The sequence below is a fragment of the Paenibacillus sp. FSL H7-0716 genome, assembly GCF_038002705.1.
Classification (GTDB): Bacteria; Bacillota; Bacilli; order Paenibacillales; family Paenibacillaceae; genus Paenibacillus_AQ; species Paenibacillus_AQ odorifer.
The window spans coordinates 50828-68774 of record NZ_JBBODA010000016.1; the positions used below are offsets into that span (position 1 = coordinate 50828).

14 protein-coding genes are annotated in these 17947 nt (G+C 42.8%); 5 read left to right on the forward strand and 9 right to left on the reverse strand.

The window, feature by feature from the left end; all coding sequences use genetic code 11:
* Positions 1–23: 23 nt before the first annotated feature.
* From MHH60_RS19680 to MHH60_RS19715, 8 genes are all read right to left on the reverse strand, one after another.
* Positions 24–980 carry a pectinesterase family protein gene (locus tag MHH60_RS19680; RefSeq protein ID WP_076134089.1) on the reverse strand — a complete coding sequence of 319 codons (957 nt, stop codon included), beginning with the start codon at positions 978–980 and terminating at the stop codon, positions 24–26.
* Between the two features lie 39 nt (positions 981–1019).
* Positions 1020–2381 carry a glycoside hydrolase family 28 protein gene (locus MHH60_RS19685; RefSeq protein ID WP_076134002.1) on the reverse strand — a complete coding sequence of 454 codons (1362 nt, stop codon included), beginning with the start codon at positions 2379–2381 and terminating at the stop codon, positions 1020–1022.
* Between the two features lie 22 nt (positions 2382–2403).
* Positions 2404–3525, reverse strand: a complete 1122-nt coding sequence (locus MHH60_RS19690) for a glycoside hydrolase family 88/105 protein (protein ID WP_076134001.1) — start codon at positions 3523–3525, stop codon at positions 2404–2406.
* A gap of 151 nt (positions 3526–3676) precedes the next feature.
* Complete coding sequence (locus MHH60_RS19695; protein ID WP_076134000.1) at positions 3677–4780, reverse strand: glycoside hydrolase family 88/105 protein; 1104 nt, start codon at positions 4778–4780, stop codon at positions 3677–3679.
* A gap of 40 nt (positions 4781–4820) precedes the next feature.
* A complete protein-coding gene (locus tag MHH60_RS19700; protein ID WP_076133999.1) occupies positions 4821–5696 on the reverse strand; it encodes a carbohydrate ABC transporter permease in 876 nt (291 codons plus the stop codon).
* A 21-nt stretch (positions 5697–5717) separates the two neighbouring features.
* Positions 5718–6677 (reverse strand): ABC transporter permease, encoded by a 960-nt coding sequence (locus MHH60_RS19705; protein WP_076133998.1) that lies wholly within the window; start codon positions 6675–6677, stop codon positions 5718–5720.
* A gap of 134 nt (positions 6678–6811) precedes the next feature.
* Complete coding sequence (locus MHH60_RS19710; RefSeq protein ID WP_076133997.1) at positions 6812–8368, reverse strand: extracellular solute-binding protein; 1557 nt, start codon at positions 8366–8368, stop codon at positions 6812–6814.
* A 189-nt stretch (positions 8369–8557) separates the two neighbouring features.
* Positions 8558–10075 carry an extracellular solute-binding protein gene (locus MHH60_RS19715; RefSeq protein WP_081388889.1) on the reverse strand — a complete coding sequence of 506 codons (1518 nt, stop codon included), beginning with the start codon at positions 10073–10075 and terminating at the stop codon, positions 8558–8560.
* A 180-nt stretch (positions 10076–10255) separates the two neighbouring features.
* On the opposite strand from MHH60_RS19715, the gene MHH60_RS19720 reads away from it, so the two are divergent.
* From MHH60_RS19720 to MHH60_RS19740, 5 genes are all read left to right on the forward strand, one after another.
* Positions 10256–12601 (forward strand): helix-turn-helix domain-containing protein, encoded by a 2346-nt coding sequence (locus tag MHH60_RS19720; RefSeq protein ID WP_076133995.1) that lies wholly within the window; start codon positions 10256–10258, stop codon positions 12599–12601.
* Between the two features lie 111 nt (positions 12602–12712).
* Positions 12713–14173, forward strand: coding sequence for a GDSL-type esterase/lipase family protein (locus MHH60_RS19725; RefSeq protein WP_076133994.1), 1461 nt, complete (start codon positions 12713–12715; stop codon positions 14171–14173).
* A 6-nt stretch (positions 14174–14179) separates the two neighbouring features.
* Positions 14180–15280, forward strand: a complete 1101-nt coding sequence (locus MHH60_RS19730) for a mandelate racemase/muconate lactonizing enzyme family protein (protein WP_076133993.1) — start codon at positions 14180–14182, stop codon at positions 15278–15280.
* Positions 15281–15297: 17 nt separating this feature from the next.
* Positions 15298–16140, forward strand: coding sequence for a sugar phosphate isomerase/epimerase family protein (locus MHH60_RS19735; protein WP_076133992.1), 843 nt, complete (start codon positions 15298–15300; stop codon positions 16138–16140).
* A 152-nt stretch (positions 16141–16292) separates the two neighbouring features.
* Complete coding sequence (locus tag MHH60_RS19740) at positions 16293–17453, forward strand: glycosyltransferase family 4 protein (protein WP_076133991.1); 1161 nt, start codon at positions 16293–16295, stop codon at positions 17451–17453.
* Here MHH60_RS19740 and MHH60_RS19745 read toward each other — a convergent pair.
* Positions 17425–17889 carry a DUF2269 family protein gene (locus tag MHH60_RS19745; protein WP_232061246.1) on the reverse strand — a complete coding sequence of 155 codons (465 nt, stop codon included), beginning with the start codon at positions 17887–17889 and terminating at the stop codon, positions 17425–17427. The two genes, MHH60_RS19740 and MHH60_RS19745, sit on opposite strands and share 29 nt — an antisense overlap.
* Positions 17890–17947 lie beyond the last annotated feature (58 nt).

The following is a 17947-nucleotide window of genomic DNA, read 5'->3' on the forward strand; positions in this document are numbered from 1 at the left end:
TGTGTACTCGTTAATTAAATTATCTATCTCCAAAAATCCGTTCCAGCAAAAACAAACTCTTTATCCAGCGTCTCGTCCCCATCTTCAAAGCAATCTGCCCAAGAAACACGTTGCTTACTCAGGAGAATTACATCCTTCACGCCATATTCCTGATAACTAACGGTTTGTTCATTAGCGGTGTTGTTCCAGTTATCCCAGCCAAGTGGATCAATATGTGCACCCAACTGGCAATCCACAAATACGGTTTTAGCATACTCACGCCAAGGACGGCCCAGAAACACCGGATCAATATCAGGGGCTGCTGTTAAAAAGCAATTTTTAAAAATATAACCATACGATTGTCCCTCAGGTGTGGAGGCTGCCGTGATATAACCTGCTTGATTCTCACTATGACGCAAGCTGCGAATTTCACATCTGTCAAAATAAGCCGTAGCCCCACCAAATATAAAGTCCACTGTTCCCTCTATATAACATTGCTGATACATCTGCCGATATTGGGCATGGTGTTCTCTCAGTGGTATACCTCCAAACGTAGATCGCTCTTTGGGTACAGGTGGCAAAGGTCCCGTGAATAACGTGTCCTGATGCCCTTTTAAGGTGCAATTTCTGAATACGGTTTGATCACAATTAGCATACACGGCTACCGCCTGCCCGATATTTTCACCCTGCCCTGCATTATTGGTAATCACCAGATTCTCCAAGACCAGATGGCTCCCGCCCAGAAATAACGTTGGTGTAGAGAATGTATTGATTTCTTCGCCCGCTTCATCACGCTCTTTCGCGTAACGATTCATAACAATCTCCACGTAGCCAATCCCTATGATCGTAAGATTAGAACGATAAATCCGCACTGCCTCTTTATAGACCCCTGACAAAATATAAAGCGTATCCGCTTGACCGGATGGCTCCTGCTCTAGTGAATCTATCGCCTCTTGAATCGTGTGATAAGCGCAAAAGGATTCTTTTCCTACAACAAGCATAGTGGATTCTTTTCCTTTCAATAAATTGATGACTCTCTCTTATGGACAGACATTTTGTTCTTCAGGTGACACTGTGGCTTGTTCTACTAATTTTTCCGGCTTCTTTGTGTTTTTTGATCGACAATTTATGATCTCTACAGCTTCTCCATTTTCAATGTAAAAAGCAGGCCCTTCATGGTTCTCAATCGTCACCTGATGAAATTGAACATCTCTTGCATTCCCGAGGAAAAATCCGCGATTATTCATGTTTTCGATCCCTGTCATCATGTCTGGATGGCCGGGAATTGCATTCGTCGCCATGGAGATGTCCACATTAGTAAACGTAATCTCGGATACATATTGCTCCGCAAGCCCGTATAAGAAACCCGCTGCGGCATGAACATTACGTGCGGTAATATTGGCAAAATGAATGCGTCTAAAACACGGCGTTTCCTCTGTAACCGGATAAGGATTTTTATCCCACACATATTTTTCTTTCCCGCGTGGTCCACAGAAATAATATAAATTTAGAGTAAACGGACAAATAACGTCCTCCATTACAATATTGCTGATCCGAATATCTTCAATCGTTCCCCCGCGTCCCCGTCTTGATTTCATCCGGATTCCACGATCGGTTTGTTTAAACACACAATTACTAATCGTGACATTACGAATATCTCCACTCATTTCACTTCCGAGTACGACACCCCCGTGTCCATGTACCATAGTGCAGTTGGTGATCGTAATATTCTCACAAGGAACTCGTTCTTTGGTATCCTCAGTTCCTGCCTTGATCGCTATGCAGTCATCACCGACATCAATATTGCAATTGCTAATTCGTACATTGGTGCAAGACTCTGGATTAATGCCATCTGTATTTGGAGAGTCCGCCGGGTTCAGAATGGAAATATTATCAATAGTCACATTGTAACAGCCTATCGGATTAACGGTCCAGCTTGGAGAATTGACCAGCGCGATATCTTTAAGGGTTACCCGCTGACAGCTGTCCAAGCCGATTAGAGTCGGCCGGGGATACTCCAGCTCTTCCCGGCGGTTCCGAAACGTATCCCACCAGAGTTCACCATTTCCGTTAATCATTCCGCTGCCAGTGATCGATACATTAACTAACTCTCTTCCATAAATACAAGGTGAATGAACCCGCTGCTTCACTCCTTCCCATCTGCATTCCACTGCAGGGTAATCCTCCGGGTTGGTACTAAATGAAAGAATGGCACCAGGATTTAAATTCAATTCGATATTGCTTTTCATATGAATTGCACCGGTTAAGAACGTGCCAGCCGGCACATAAACGGTTCCTCCACCGGCTTTATTTGCCGCTTCAATCGCACGTATTATCGCTTCAGTCGCTAACTTTTTACTATTCTTAAGCGCTCCAAAATCCTCAATATTGTAGATCAACATTCATAAGCCCCCCTGTTCTATATCAGATCCAGCCTCTTAATTGTTCGTATTCCACACAGGCCTGAAGGAAAGCACCCACACCTTTTTGGTCGTTAGTGACAATAGGCTCGCTAATGTAATAAGCGAAAGTACCGTCACGTTGGTCCACTCCACCTAATCCTGCTACTTGGCAATTCTTATTTAAATTGACCCATTCTTCTTTGGTTTCTAGTACAAACTCCGAGATAAGTCCTTGTTGAGCCAGATCTAATGTTTCGTACCATCCAGCGTTTAACACGCCTAATCGGATGCCTTTAGCCATGGCATACACGATCATACTTGAAGCAGAGGCCTCAAGATAATTTCCTTTGCGTTCCCCTAGATTAATCACTTGATACCAGACCCCGGATTCCTTATCCTGATATTTCTTCACCGCAGTTAAGGTATCATTTAGTATTCGTACCAGCTCTGGATAATCTGAGTGCTCACTAGGCAGCAATTCCAGAACATCAACTAAAGCCATGAGATACCAGCCAAGTGAACGGGCCCAAAAGTTAGGCGAAAGTCCTGTTTCAGGGTCGCACCAAGGTTGAATACGCTGTTCATCCCATGCATGATATAGCAGACCTGTTACCGGATCTTTCGTATGCTTCTCACACAAGATAAATTGTTTGGTTACATCCTCAAGTCCCTGCCCTTCTTCAAAAGCTAGCAAGTAGGCTAAATAAAAAGGAGCGCCCATATAAAGTCCATCTAACCAAATCTGATAGGCATATATATTTTTATGCCAAAAAGCACCTTCCGAGGTTCGCGGATGGGTCTCAAGTTGCTTTCTAAGTAAAGCAGCCGCTTTTTTGTATTTTTCCTGCTTCGTTTCTTTATATAGAGTCAATAATAATTTTCCGTTGTTAATATGATCGATATTATACTCCTCTAGGTGGTAGCCCTTGACACTGCCATCTTCCTGAATAAAGTAGTCCATATTATCTTGAATGAACTGCAGATACTTCGAATCACCGGTCAGCTTCCAAAGCCATTCAAAACCGTTCAATACCACGCCATAATCGTAGGTCCAGCTTCCTTTATAGCCTTTATCTTCATAAAGCTTCGGTGTCCGCGCCATAATAGAGTCTGCCGTTTGAATTGCCCATTGTGATTTCTTCATCCCAACCCCCAAAATATTTATAAATTTAAGAGCTCAAAAACTAAAAATAGGTTCACCCGATTTAAGGATTACTTTGTACATAAAATAATACGACTTGATTCTCTGAAATCTCAGAGAATCAAGTCATTGTTTAGTAAGGATACGGAGCGATTCAGTCTTGGAGCATTGACTGTATTTCAACACAAGCCATCACCAATGCGCCCACACCATGCAGATCATTTTTAACCTTAGGCCGAGTCACGTAACTCTCGTAATCTCCAGCTGAGGTACCGATACAAATGTCCGGCAGAACTAATCGGTTATGCTCATCCCACTGGATTACTTTGGTTAACCCTTCATATCCTTTTTTAGCGGCAGCTGTAGCGATAGTCACATCACTTACAACGCCATGCTTCACGGCTTTGGCAATCGTATAGACGAACAAACATGACCCTGAAGTCTCCAGCCAATTATCTGGCTCATGTCCCTTATCTACGACTTGATACCAAAGTCCACTTTTTTGATCTTGGTAACGAATAAGTGCATCCACAAAATCTCTCAGCGTAGTAGAAAGCTCTGTCCGGGCTGAATCATGGGAAGGTAACAGATCCAGAAATTGCGATAAGGCGAGACCATACCATCCTAATGATCGGCTCCAGAACTCCGGTGAACAACCCGTCTCCGGATTCGACCAAGGCATCCGCCGGCTCTCATCCCAGGCATGGTATAACAAACCTGTTGTCTCATCCTTCATATGCTTGCGCATTAACATTTCCTGATGAAGGACCGTTTCACGCAAGCTTGGTTCATCGTAGACATTAGCATATTTCAAGGAGAATACGCCTGCCATATAAAGTCCATCCAACCACATTTGGTTGGCGTACTTATCCTTGTGCCAATACCCGCCCTCAGAGGTTTTATTTAGTGTGAGCAGTAAATTCCTTAGCTTCTCTGCTGCAATACGATACTTAAGTTTGCCTGTCCGTTCATAAAGAGTGAATAGTAGCTGTCCTGCTTGAACCGCATCCAGCTCATCACGTGCAAAATAAAAGTTCCCGTATTCATCCACCAAATCATCTACATATTCCTGAATATAGTTGATATAACGCTCTTCTTGATAAGCATTCCACAAAAGCTCCATGCCACACAGAAATACACCCTGATGATAGTGCCATCGATGCGCAGGGGGAAGCTCTCCCGCCCTGTAAGTATCCATTAGTGAATCGCAAGCTTTTTTTGCCCACTCTATCGGCGTTGTAGGTATCTGTACAGTCATCTCGAAGCTCCTCCCCTAAGTATAGTCTCTCTCTTTCTTGCTAGCCCTTCATAGAACCCAACATGGCACCTTTGGCAAAATGCTTTTGCAGGAACGGATACACACATAGGATTGGCAAAGTAGCTACCACGATAACAGCCATCTTAATCGTTTGATCCGGTGGTGGAACAGTGGCATCCAGCGTAGCACTATGGTCCATTCCACTAGCCAGGACAACGATTTGTCTCAATAGGACTTGAATTGGCCACTTGCTGCTATCATCCAGATACAGAATCGCGCTCATGTACGTATTCCAATACGTTACCGAATAGAACAACCCGATGGTCGCTAAGGCCGGCAAAGATAGGGGCAGTACAATCCGGAATAAAATTCCGAAGTCATTGCATCCGTCAATTTTGGCAGATTCCTCGAGGCCCTCAGGGATGTTTTGAAAAAAGTTCTTCAAGATAATCATATTAAAAGCACTAATTGCTGAAGGCAGAATAAGTGCTGCATAGGAGTCGATAAGTCCTAATTCCTTCACAACCAGAAACGTTGGAATCATTCCACCGTGAAAAAGCATGGTGAATACCACCAGAAAGTTAACCACTTTACGTCCGTCCAAATCTTTTCTAGCCAGGGCGTACGCCATCAAAGAGGTAATAAGCATACTGAAGGCTGTTCCAATGACCGTTACACCGATGGAAACTCCCATAGCTTTAAATAGTGTGTTCGTTGAAAAAATGAACTTGTAAGCTTCCAAACTCCATACTTTTGGGATCAATACAAATTTATTAGCGGCTATCTCCGCGCTTGTTGTAAAAGAACCCGCTACAACGTGTACGAAGGGAAGCACTGTCACCAATGCAATAATTGCTAGCAGTGTAAAGTTTACAGCAGAAAAAATTCTGCCACCGATTGTTTTATCCTCTACCATTTCGATTCCTCCTACAACGTATCAATAGACGCCTTCTTCTCCCATTTTCTTGGAGATTTTATTTACTGTCATGACCATGATCAAACCAACAATGGATTTAAAGAATCCGATGGCTGTACTGTAGCTAAACTGTCCTTGTCTCAAACCTGCGGTATACACATACGTATCAATAATTTCCGCGACCTCTCGATTCATGGAGTTAAGCAGCAGATAGACATGTTCAAATCCAAGATCCAGAACGGAACCGATTTTCAAAATAAACAAGGTGATAATCACGCCTCGAATAGCTGGAAGTGTAATATGCCAGACTTGCTTAAGCCGCCCAGCCCCATCCATACGCGCTGCTTCATAGAGTCCAGGATCGATTGCAGCAATAGCAGCCAAATAAATAATGGTTCCCCAGCCCGCTTCCCTCCAAATGACCTGAATAATGTACATCGGTCTGAACCAGCTTGGATTAAGCAGGAAGTTGATTTTTTCAAAGCCGAAATAGGCAAGCAGCTCGTTGATAATCCCGCCGTCCATCGTAACCATTACAAACGAAATGGAGACGACGATAACCCATGACATGAAATGGGGTAAATAGAAGAGTGTCTGAAAGGTTCTTTTGAAAAAAGTACCTCTAAGCTCATTCAGCATCAGAGCCAATATAATCGGTATTGGAAAATAAATAAGAATATTCATCCCAAACAAGATAAGCGTATTCACTAAAATATTTAAGAAGTCAGGTTCAGTAAACAGCCTGCTAAAATGCTTCATTCCTACCCAGTCACTGCCCATGATTCCTTGATAAGGTTTGTAATCTTGAAATGCTATAATTAATCCATACATAGGAAAATATTTAAAAATAACAAAGTACAGTACGCCCGGCGTTAGCATGACATAGAGCCATTTATTTCTCCACAGCCGCTTTTTCAGTTCACTGTTGCTCTTATAAATACGTTTTGGTTGTGGAGCTGGCTGTGCGGTGAGTTCCTGCATGTTTCTCTTCCTTTCTCCTTCTTTATTCAAACTCTTTATTTCTTCATGTGACTATGAAGAGAAAAGGCTGTTGAACCTAGATCAACAACCTTTTCAGCTACATATAGTTCATTCAAGCGCTTCGAACAAAGGGACTACTTCTTGTACAAAGCGTTGTACTCTTCAATAATCTTAGCTCCGCCACGGCTCTTCCAGTTCTCAACTTCTTTTTCGAACCCTGCTTTGTCGATCTGTCCGTAGATATACTTGTACGTCGCATCAGTAATGATCTGTTGAAGCTCAACACCTTTTTCTGTATAGGTAGCTGAATCCATCGCAGCTGTTGGATCTGGAACGCCTACCTTAACATTCTCAAGAACTAATTCTTCTGCATGAATACGGCCTGGCAACACGTTATAACTTTGGTACATGCCATTTGTTTCATATTCTCCGATAACACTGTCCTTAAAGCCCTTTACTTCACGTTCGATCAGCTCTTTGTCATCTGCTGGCTTCGCTTTACCGTCTTCAACCGTATAGTGAACGCCTTCAATTCCCCAATACATCAAGTTAGCTACTTCAGGGGTCATCATTGCGTCAAAGAAAGCAAGAATTTTCTTCAGCTCTGCTTCGTCCTTGACAGCAGATTTCGGGAACAAAACGACGTTGTTATACCCTGGAATCATCCATTGAGCAAACTTTCCATCTGGACCTGCAACCATACTGTGTGTATCCAGAACGGCATCCGGGAAATTCTTGATGGTATCTTTATTTAGTGAATCAATATCTTGCATAGAGCCTCCGATATAAAGACCCCCTTTACCACTGGTAAACATATTCACAGCATCTGTTTTACTGGTAGCCGCGAAATCCTGGTTCATATAACCGCCGTCACGTGCTTTTTTGAAAAAGTCCATCGTTTCGATATATTGCGGGAATGTAAATTCAGGCGCTAACTTGCCATCAATTTCACCCCAAGTATTAGGTGTGCCAAACCATGAGGAGACCGTTTTAAAAGCTCCATAGGTCAATTCATTCCGATCAATAATACCTGTTGTATCTTTTTGTCCATTTCCATCCGGATCTTGTTCTGTGAAAGCTTTAGCCATTTCGAACAATTCATCTACATTCGCAGGTGCAGCCAGTCCTAATTTATCTGCCCAGTCTTTGCGGTAAATGATCCCTTGACGTGCAAGTGGACGCCCGATATATAAGGTATAAAGCTTGCCGTCTACTTTCGTGTTATTCAGAATTTCCGGTTTCATTTTACTCAAATTAGGGAATTCACTTAATAGTGGACCGATTTCCCAGAACTGACCGTCTTTAATCGCGTCTTTCATTTGAATAAATGTAGTTTGATTTTTCAAATAAGTTACTTGTGGCAATGAGCCTGTAGCAAAGGATGAATTCAGCTTCTCTTCATACGTATCTGCTGGATAAAATTGATAAGTTAGCTTGGTGTTCGTCAATTTCTCTACTTCTGTTTTAATTCTGTCTGGTGGTGTTTCTGTCGTATTCAATGGAAGCATGATTTTGATTTCTGTAGGTTCCTCTTTAGGTGCTTCAGTCTCTTCCACCTTCGTAGTGTTCTCTGTACTTGTAGTTGGGGCTGCTGCTTCTTCTTTGTTATTGTTGTTACCACCGCATCCAGCTAACAATGTGCTGAATGTTAACAGTGCTGTTAACAACATGGTGAAGGATTTCTTCTTCATACCATTTTGACCTCCATAATTTGTATTGGTTACGAGTTCCACGTTACATCGTCGGCAAGGTTACGAAAACAATCATTTCCCCATAACGGCGCGTTCTGAAAGGGATCTGAGCAAATGATTATCGTGATATCGCAGCACAAAAAAAATCCACCGCACTATCTGCAGTGGATCAAAACTTGTTTAACCTATTTACTTTTCTGTCCCAAACTCAGCCTCAGCATATTCCTTAATAATAAGATTGCCTCCACGAGCTCTCCATTTCTCAACCTCTTGCTGAAATCCCTCGACGGTAATGTTACCTAATATATAGTTATATGTAGCATCCACAATGATTGTAGATAACTCCATATTCTTCTCATCAAAAGTAGATGAGCTCAGAGAAACTGTCGGGTCATCAACCAGAAAAGATTCATTATCTTTACTCAGCTGATCTGCTAGAGAGGTTAATTGCTCCTTCTGAGCCACTTCCATAATGTTTTTATTACTAATATCCGCGATCATTAAAGCATATAGCGGATTCACTTCCTGTACCCGCAGTTGTGAGGTTTCCTCGGGAAGGATAATCTTGCCGCCTTCAAGCTTATAATGCCGCCCCTCAAAGCCATACATCATTATATTGGCTACATCTTTATCCATGGTCCGATCAAAAAAACCAAGCACCTGCCGAAGCTCCTCCTCTGTGGCAATGGACTTTTTGGAAAAGAGATACAGTCCGTTGTAATTGGGGATAGACCATACTTTATATCCATCAGGCCCCTCGATACGATTGATCAGGGTAAGTTCAGCCTTTGGATTATATGCTTGAGCTTCAATTGACAACCGCTGCACATCAGTCATGCTGCCAATAAACACACCAGCGATACCGTTAATGAATTTATCGCGTTGAACCTCTTTACTGGTAAGAGCAAAGTCCTGATTGATGATTTTTTCATCATATAATTTCTTCATAAAATTCATTGTGTTCATATACTCCGCTGTTACGAATTCCGGAACAAATTGATGATTCTCTAGCTTCCAATTATTTGGTGTGCCAAAATAAGAGCTTAGTGTCTTAAATACTCCATAAACAAGATCATTACGATCGACTAATCCAAGGGTATCTTGTTTGCCATTCTGATCCGGATCGTTATATGTAAATTGCCTCATTACTTCATATAGGTCATCTAAGGTCTGTGGATTGCTTAAATGAAGATTGTCCAGCCAATCCTTACGTATTATGACACCCTGTCTGGAGGAAGGGCGTTCTGTATACAGGCCGTAGATCTTACCATCAACAGCGGTCTGCTTAAGAATAGCGGGGTCCAGTGCTTTAAGATTGGGGAACTCCTGAAGATATGGGCCGATCTCCCAAAATGCTTCAGATCGGATGGCGTTTTTCACCAGATTATAATCTGAGAACTTCACAAAGGTGACTTTTCCCAAGGAATTAGTGGTCAACGCCGTGTTCATTTTATCGGTATAAACCCCCTCAGGCACCCACGTGATATCAAGCTCCACCCCTGTTAATCTTTCAATCTCAGCCATAATCTTTTTTGAAGGCTGCTGTGGAAAATGAAGAGGTGCCAAGATGGAGATGCTCGGGCGAGCTTCTTGCAGTACAGAACCAGCGGACTTTCCATCACTGCAAGCGCTTAACATAGGGAAAACAAGCATGAAAAATAAGCAGCAACATAACGTTGCCCTTCTACACAAAAATTGTCTAAACATTTCTACAGCCTCCTAAGGTATTGTAAGGATTTTCACCCTACAGCTTGAAGATTTTCCATTTTGTAGTCATAATTAGGGTTAATGATTATTACAGAACGAGATGATTATTGTTATTTTCCACCAGGTTTCATACACTAAGAACAAGTGTCTACTTCTACATAAGTAAAGGTGCTGAGTCCCGTGAGACCATTAAGCTTTTTAAGTAAATTAACGATTTTCGCCTTTGTAATTAGCACGTTGCCGGTGATATTCATCGGTTCTTTTTCCTATTTCACATCATCTAATGAGATCCAAAAGAACGTAAACAACAGTAAAATGGAACTTATATTACAAATCACCTCAAATGTAGAACATAAGTTAACAACTGTCAATCAAACATTAAACCAAGTGATCAACTCTAGTGTATTAAAAAAAGCACTAAATAACCCTTTAAGTGAAACCGATTTCATTTTATATAATGATTTAAGAAACGAAATCCGTAATATGCAATCCTTCGATACGAAACTTGAGGATGTCATCCTGCTCAATCAGCAGCAGAACTGGATGATTAAAAATTCAGGCGTCTATCGTCTGGATGAATACAAAAACCATGCGCAACTCTCTAATCTAATGAATATAGCTGACGATACTTCATGGATTTTGAATCCATCGTCCTTATTTTATAGCGAGGAGAGCATTAACGTCACTGGCTGCAATTACAGCATTAGTCTTATCAAAAAGCTTCCCACCAATAAGCTGCAAAAATATGGGCTTGCCCTAGCTAATATTCCGGTCTGCAGTCTTCAGGATTTCATTAATTCAGATGTGCAGCCTCTCGATGACATTATCGTTCTGGATCAAGCTGGCCGTTTCCTGCTCCATCCGGATACCAGCTTAATCGGAAAACCTAAAGAGCAAGGCGGATTTAAAGAAGTCCCCTTAATCTCTGATCCTTCTAAACAATCCGGACAGTTCAAGACTGTGATCAACAAAAAGAATTACTCCGTCACTTTCATGCGTTCTCAGTTAAATGGCTGGGTTTATCTATCGGTTACTTCCATGGAAAGCTTGACGAAGGAGTCCAATAAAATCGGTATGTTTACGATAATCGTGTGTACCTTTATGCTCTTGTTCTCCATTCTTCTGGCCTGGATCGGCTCCAGACGTATGTACACCCCCATCGAAAGACTGCTTAATCAGATGGGCCAACGTAAACCGGATATTAAATCGAGACATCGCAATGAATTTCAGATTATAGGTGAACAAGTTCATTCTTTGTTCCAATCCAAAACACAGCTGGAAAAAGAAGTCCGGCAACACTTTCAGCAGGTTCGTACGTTTTTTCTGATCAATGCCTTCCACGGCAATGTTAAGAAACGTGATTTGCTCGAAGAATTAGGGCAATTCGGCTACCAAACCCAACTTGAAGAATGGAAAACCATGGCAGTAATTACGTTGTCTATTGATTATGCCGAGGATTCCAGCTATGAGAAAAAAGATCTCAGCCTCTTATTGTTCGCTGCCCACAATATGATCGAAGAGTTAATCTGTCCTGAACAACGGCTGGCTCCTGTAATCATGGACCATGCGGTAGTCGTATTATTGGGCAGTCCAGACTGCGATACCCAGTCTTTTCATAAGACACTGTACTCGTTAACGGAGAAGCTGCAGCAAGAAATAAATAATTATCTAAAGGTGCAGGTGAGTATTGGGCTGAGCCTTCCCTTCAACGCGTTCGATAAACTAGCCATCGCCTACAGAGAAGGTCTTGAAGCACTGAAACATCGCATTAAGCTTGGCAAAGGCGTTATTATTCAATATGAGAACATTAACTCCGGCAAACATTATCTGAACTTGAACTACCCTACGCATAAAGAAAACGATCTAATGGATGCTATCAAGCTGGCTGAAACGGATAAAGCCAAGGAACTGATTCATTTGCTTTTTAAATCTATCTTTTCCCTAGAGCTATCACCACAGGAATATCAAATCCCGTTGACCCGCTTACTCAATAACTTGCTCATTATGATGCAGGAATCGGGCATTAGCTTAAATCAGATCTATCATGCTAATGGCTCAATTTTTGAGGAATTACATGACCTTCATACTGTGGCTGAGATTGAGGATTGGTTCTGGAGCATGGTCATTTACCCGATGATCAAAATTTTTATCAGCAGGCAAAATGCCCAATACCAAAACATCTCTGAGAAAATCATTGATCTGATCCAACATGAATATGATACAGATCTAACCTTGGAAGAATGCGCTTCTCGGCTGCATTACAACGCCAACTATATCAGCAGTGTCTTCCGTAAGGAGACCCAATACTATTTCAGCGAATATTTAACGATGTACCGATTTAAAATGGCGAAAAAATGGCTGCAGGAAACCGATATGCCGATCAAAGATATTGCAGCCAAATTAAGATACAACAATTCTCAGAATTTCATTCGATCTTTCCGTAAACAGGAAGGGATGACCCCTGGACAGTACCGGGATAACAATACAGGCACTAAATCCAAACCAACATTTGACGAATCTATGTAAAAATCACAAAATAATCGTTCAAGGTCGAATCTAAAAAAAAAAGAGTCTCTCTTTTTTTCGGAAAATATGTTAACGTGTGCATATAACCATTTAGGGAGGAATTTGAACGCAATGTTGAACTTTCGTCTAAATACTAACCGTGTAGAACAAGAGGCGATTTCTCAGGAAACCTCACTGCTCACCCTCTATCCGCTCGAGACGGATCACCCCCGTCCTTTTATATTGGTATTGCCTGGTGGAGGTTATCAGCACTTAGCCAAACATGAAGGAGAACCTGTGGCTCAATGGCTAAACAGTCTAGGTATTCATGCAGGTGTACTAGATTATCAGGTCGGAGATTTCAACGCCTCTTCTTTGTTAAATGATGTTGAGGATGCTCTCAAATGGATTAGGGAAGCACCCAAAGTTTGGAATGTGATCTCAGACAAAGTAGGGATGATTGGATTCTCAGCAGGAGGACACTTAGCTTCCATCTTTTCTACCACTAGAGCAGAGAAACCAAACCTTCTTCTGTTAGGTTACCCTGTAATCACTTTCCAAGAGCCTCATTCGCACAAGGGAAGCCGGCTACATTTTCTTGGAGACGACCCATCACAAGCAGAGCTTGACTCCTTTTCCTCAGAAGCCCAGGTGGATTCCCACACACCTCCAACCTTTATCTGGACAACAGCGAATGATGCCAGCGTTCCCGTGGAAAATAGTCTGTTGTTCGCCTCTGCCCTGTCTAATCAGGGAATTCCTTTTGAATTACATATCTTTGAAGAAGGTCGGCATGGTTTAGGGCTTGCTAAAGAACACCCTCATTGCCAGCAATGGCTTTCCCTTGCTGAGAATTGGTTAAGGGAACGCCAATACGTTAAAGGAGAAGAAGACCTTATGAGACAACAACTATTTATTGCAGGCGATTCCACTGCGGCCATTAAAGGCGCTGGAGAAAAACCTATGACCGGCTGGGGAGAATACCTGCAAAGTTATTTTCGGACTTCTATTCAAATCCAGAATCGTGCAATTAATGGTCGAAGCACCAAATCGTTTATAACAGACGGCCGCCTCGATGCTATAAGAAAAGACTTCCAACCCGGTGACTACCTGTTTATTCAATTTGGACATAACGATGAGAAAAAAGAGGATCCATTACGTTACACCGATCCTGAAACCGAATATCGCCATAATCTAATTCAATATATAGATGCTGCTAGGCAGCTAGGGGGGACTCCGGTTCTGTTAACCTCTGTAAGTCGCCGCCGCTTTAACGCCGATGGAGAGCTGGACCCGTTTGCTGTAGGTGCTTATCCCGAGGTAATGAGACAAGTGGCTGAAGAAATGCACACTCCGCTACTTGATATTTTCGCAGCCTCGCAAGCGCTCTATCGTTCATTAGGCGAAGAGGAATCCAAGAAGTTATTCATGCATTTGCCAGCGAAAATACATCCCAATTACCCAAATGGGGTTACGGATGATACTCATTTCTCAGATGAAGGTGCCCGGCAAATTGCTAAACTTGTGGTTCAAGCTCTTAAACAAAATACAGCCTCATCTCTATCAAACCTCAACAACTTTTATAAGGAGTGATCAAAGATGTCTCTAATTAAAGAAGTTATTACGGAGTACTATCGTATCCCTTTGCCAGAAATCATGGAGGATGCTAAACACGGCTTGCATACTCATTTTGAAGTTCCCATTGTCAAAATTAGAACGGATGACGGTCGTGAAGGTGTAGGTTATACCTATACTGGCGGATTTGGCGGCAAAGCGATCTGCTCACTAATTGCTAATGAATTAACACATATCTTAGTTGGCAAAGACGCCAGCTGTGTGGAAAGTATCTGGGAGCAGATGAACTGGGGAATACATTATGTTGCTCGCGGGGGCTTGGCTAGCTTCGCCATTGCGGCATGTGACATTGCGTTATGGGATTTACGTGCGAAGAAAGCAGATGAACCTCTCTACAAACTTCTGGGTGGCGTAAGCAATGAGGTCAAATGTTATGGTGGAGCGATTGATTTAAACTTCCCATTAGAAAAGCTCCTGCGCAACAATCAAAAATACTTAGATATGGGCCTCCAGGCTGTCAAAATTAAACTAGGCCAAAAAACATTAGCTGAAGATGTGGAACGAGTGGCTGCGGTACGCCAATTGGTCGGCCCGGATGTAGCCTTTATGGTCGATGCCAATATGAGCTGGAGTGTGGAAAAGGCGATAAAAGCCGCACGTGAATTTTTGAAATACGACATTCTCTTCTTAGAAGAACCAACGATTCCGGAGGATTATGCCGGCTATGCACGGATTGCTGAAGAAACAGGAATCGCCGTTGCAGGCGGAGAGAACTTGCGCACATTAACCGAATTCCATCACATGCTGCAATATGGTCATGTTGATTATCCTCAACCTGATGCTTCCAATATAGGCGGAATTACGGGCTGGTTAAAGGTAGCTCACTTAACACAAGCCTATAACCTTTCCGTTTCCACACATGGGATGCAGGAATTACACGTTAGTTTATTAGCAGCTATGCCAAATGCAGGTTATCTCGAAATGCATAGCTTCCCTATCGATCAATACACTACACGTCCGCTAGTGATTAATAAAGACAATGGGATGGCAGTTGCGCCAGAAGTAACGGGCACTGGTGTTACCTTTGACTGGGACAAATTAGCACCTCACAAACAACAATACTAATAGGAGCGATCGATCATATGAGCATTCCCCTTCAACTAGGTGTTCGAGCACATGATTTCACACAAGTTCCATTGCAAGAGTTAATTGAGAAGATTAAGTCCTATCATTTCACTCATATCCAGTTTGCACTTAAGAAATCTTTTCCTGATAGTGCCCCTAGCCTGACGGCTATAAGCCCTGGAACAGCCAGCTATTATGGCAATGCCTTTAGACAGGCAGGTATTCAGATTGCGGTTCTGGGCTGCTATGTAAATATTGTAGACACCGATCCTCACAAACGGGCAGAAGCGTTAGCTGCGTTTAATACCCATCTGCGCTTGGCCAGGGATTTCGGTGCTAGTCTGGTAGGTACGGAAACCGGAAGTGTGGGACTTGGGTATACCACAGATAATTTTACAGAAGAAGCCTTCCAAGAGGTGGTCACATCAGTTAAGGCCATGGTGGCGGAGGCCGAACGTTTTGGTGTGACGGTAGGAATCGAAGCAGGACTTCATCATCCGCTGTACACCGCGCCCTTAACCCGCCGACTTCTGGATGAAGTCCCTTCTAACAATCTTCAGGTCATATTAGATTGCGCAAATCTAATGTCACCTACAAATTACTTACATCAAGAAGCAATTATTACGGAGGCTTTGAAGCTTCTAGGAAATCGAATTGCTGTCATTCATTTAAAAGACTTTATCGTCCAAGATGGAGCTATAAAAATTGTCCCTGTAGGTCAAGGGTGGCTAGAGTTTGAGCCGATTCTTCGTTATATGAAATATGAACGTCCTCATATTCAAGGAATCCTGGAAAGCACTCCTGAGTCACATTTAGGAGAAAGCATTACCTTTTTGCAACAGATATACGAATCCTTGTAGGGCTTCCTCCCATTAAAATGAATAAATCCACTGCACACCTCTTTATCTTACCTGGTGCAGTGGATTTTTATATTCTGTTTAACATCCGTTTGACCTTCATCAAATAATCGCCTGTTATGATCAGGGCATCAAGAGTACCTGGGAGGGGTTCCATGCGTCTTGCTTTATTCACGGACACATTTCTTCCGCAAACCAACGGAGTTTCACGTACGCTTCAACGATTAACCACCCATTTGAAAGAGCGCGGTATTGAACATCTGCTTTTCTCACCAAAATCTGCTCCTGAAGACAGTTATGCCGATCCCATACGTCCCATTACCAGCATCCCCTTTTTCTTATACCCTGAATGTAGACTCGCACTGCCCAATATGTCCTCTATCCAATCAGAGCTGAAAGCTTTTCGTCCCGATCTGCTTCATATGGCAACTCCGTTCAATATCGGTCTCTGCGGCCTTCGTTATGAGCGAAAACATGATCTGCCCCATGTCGCCTCCTATCATACCCATTTTGACCGCTATCTTGAATATTACCGGATGAAAAAAATCGCTCCGCTCTATTGGAAATACATGAAGTGGTTTCACCGCTCCTGTGATGCCACCTTTGCACCATCCTACGAAACCCTCGATTCCCTCCAAGCTCAAGGCTTTCATCGCCTGAAGCTATGGTCCAGAGGCATCGACTGCCAGCAGTATACCCCCAAAAAACGCAGCCATGAGGTCCGTGAGCGCTACGGAATTACCGCACCGTTACTGCTTCTATATGTGGGAAGAATCGCCCCTGAAAAAGATATACAGACTCTTGCTCTCGCCATGCAGCAATTGCCCGAATCTACGCAATCTCAGGTTCATTGGCTGGTCGTTGGAGACGGTCCCCTTCTGCCGGAAATGCGGGCACAGGCGCCGCATAATGTCACGTTTACAGGCTATAAACATGGTGACGAGCTTGCCCAATTATATGCCTCAGCAGATCTATTCGTCTTCCCTTCCAGTACAGAAACCTTCGGTAATGTTGTCTTAGAGGCGATGGCCTCGGGACTGCCTGTCCTCGCAGTAAATGAAGGTGGGGTGAAGGATCTGGTCACACCCGGCCGCACAGGAATGATTGTCGAGCCCCGCTGCCCGGATGCTTTTATTCGTGAGATTTGTGCATATGTAGAGCACCCTCAAAAGCTAGCTGCTATGGGGCATGAAGGTCGACAACTCGCACTCGGCCGCTCTTGGGAGAATATTTTTGATGGACTCATCCGCGATTATGAAGAGATCATTGAGAATAGACGTTATGATCTTATACCGGCTTTACTACCATTAATATAATAATGACGATAGTCAGTACATGAACCGCCGCTTCTAGCGGAGCGATCTTGTTCATAGCGGTAGTGTAACCATCCGGAATTTCCTCCCCTTCGCTGGTCATTACGAGCTGGGTTAGCTTTTTCAATCGGGGCTCAACCATTCCAATAATAATCACTTCGATCACGATAAAAAATAATAACGACAGATTTAACCACAACACCGACAAGCCCATTTTATCTATGATCATTAACAAAATACCTGTAACGATCAGGGTGATCCCACCTGTCTTAGGGAATCTGTTTATTTTCTTCATAAGACCAAATACAAAACGAAGCTGACTGCCTGTCTTGGCTGAGCTTGTCAGTATTGGCAGCACAAAAGCCGGTCCAATTCCCACTATGGATGCTATAACATGTATAACTACCACAAGCTTTGAGATCATATGCGTCAAATCCATATTTACAATCCCCCCTATCATTCGTTGTTTAGATTCATATGAGGCTGATAGGAGAATT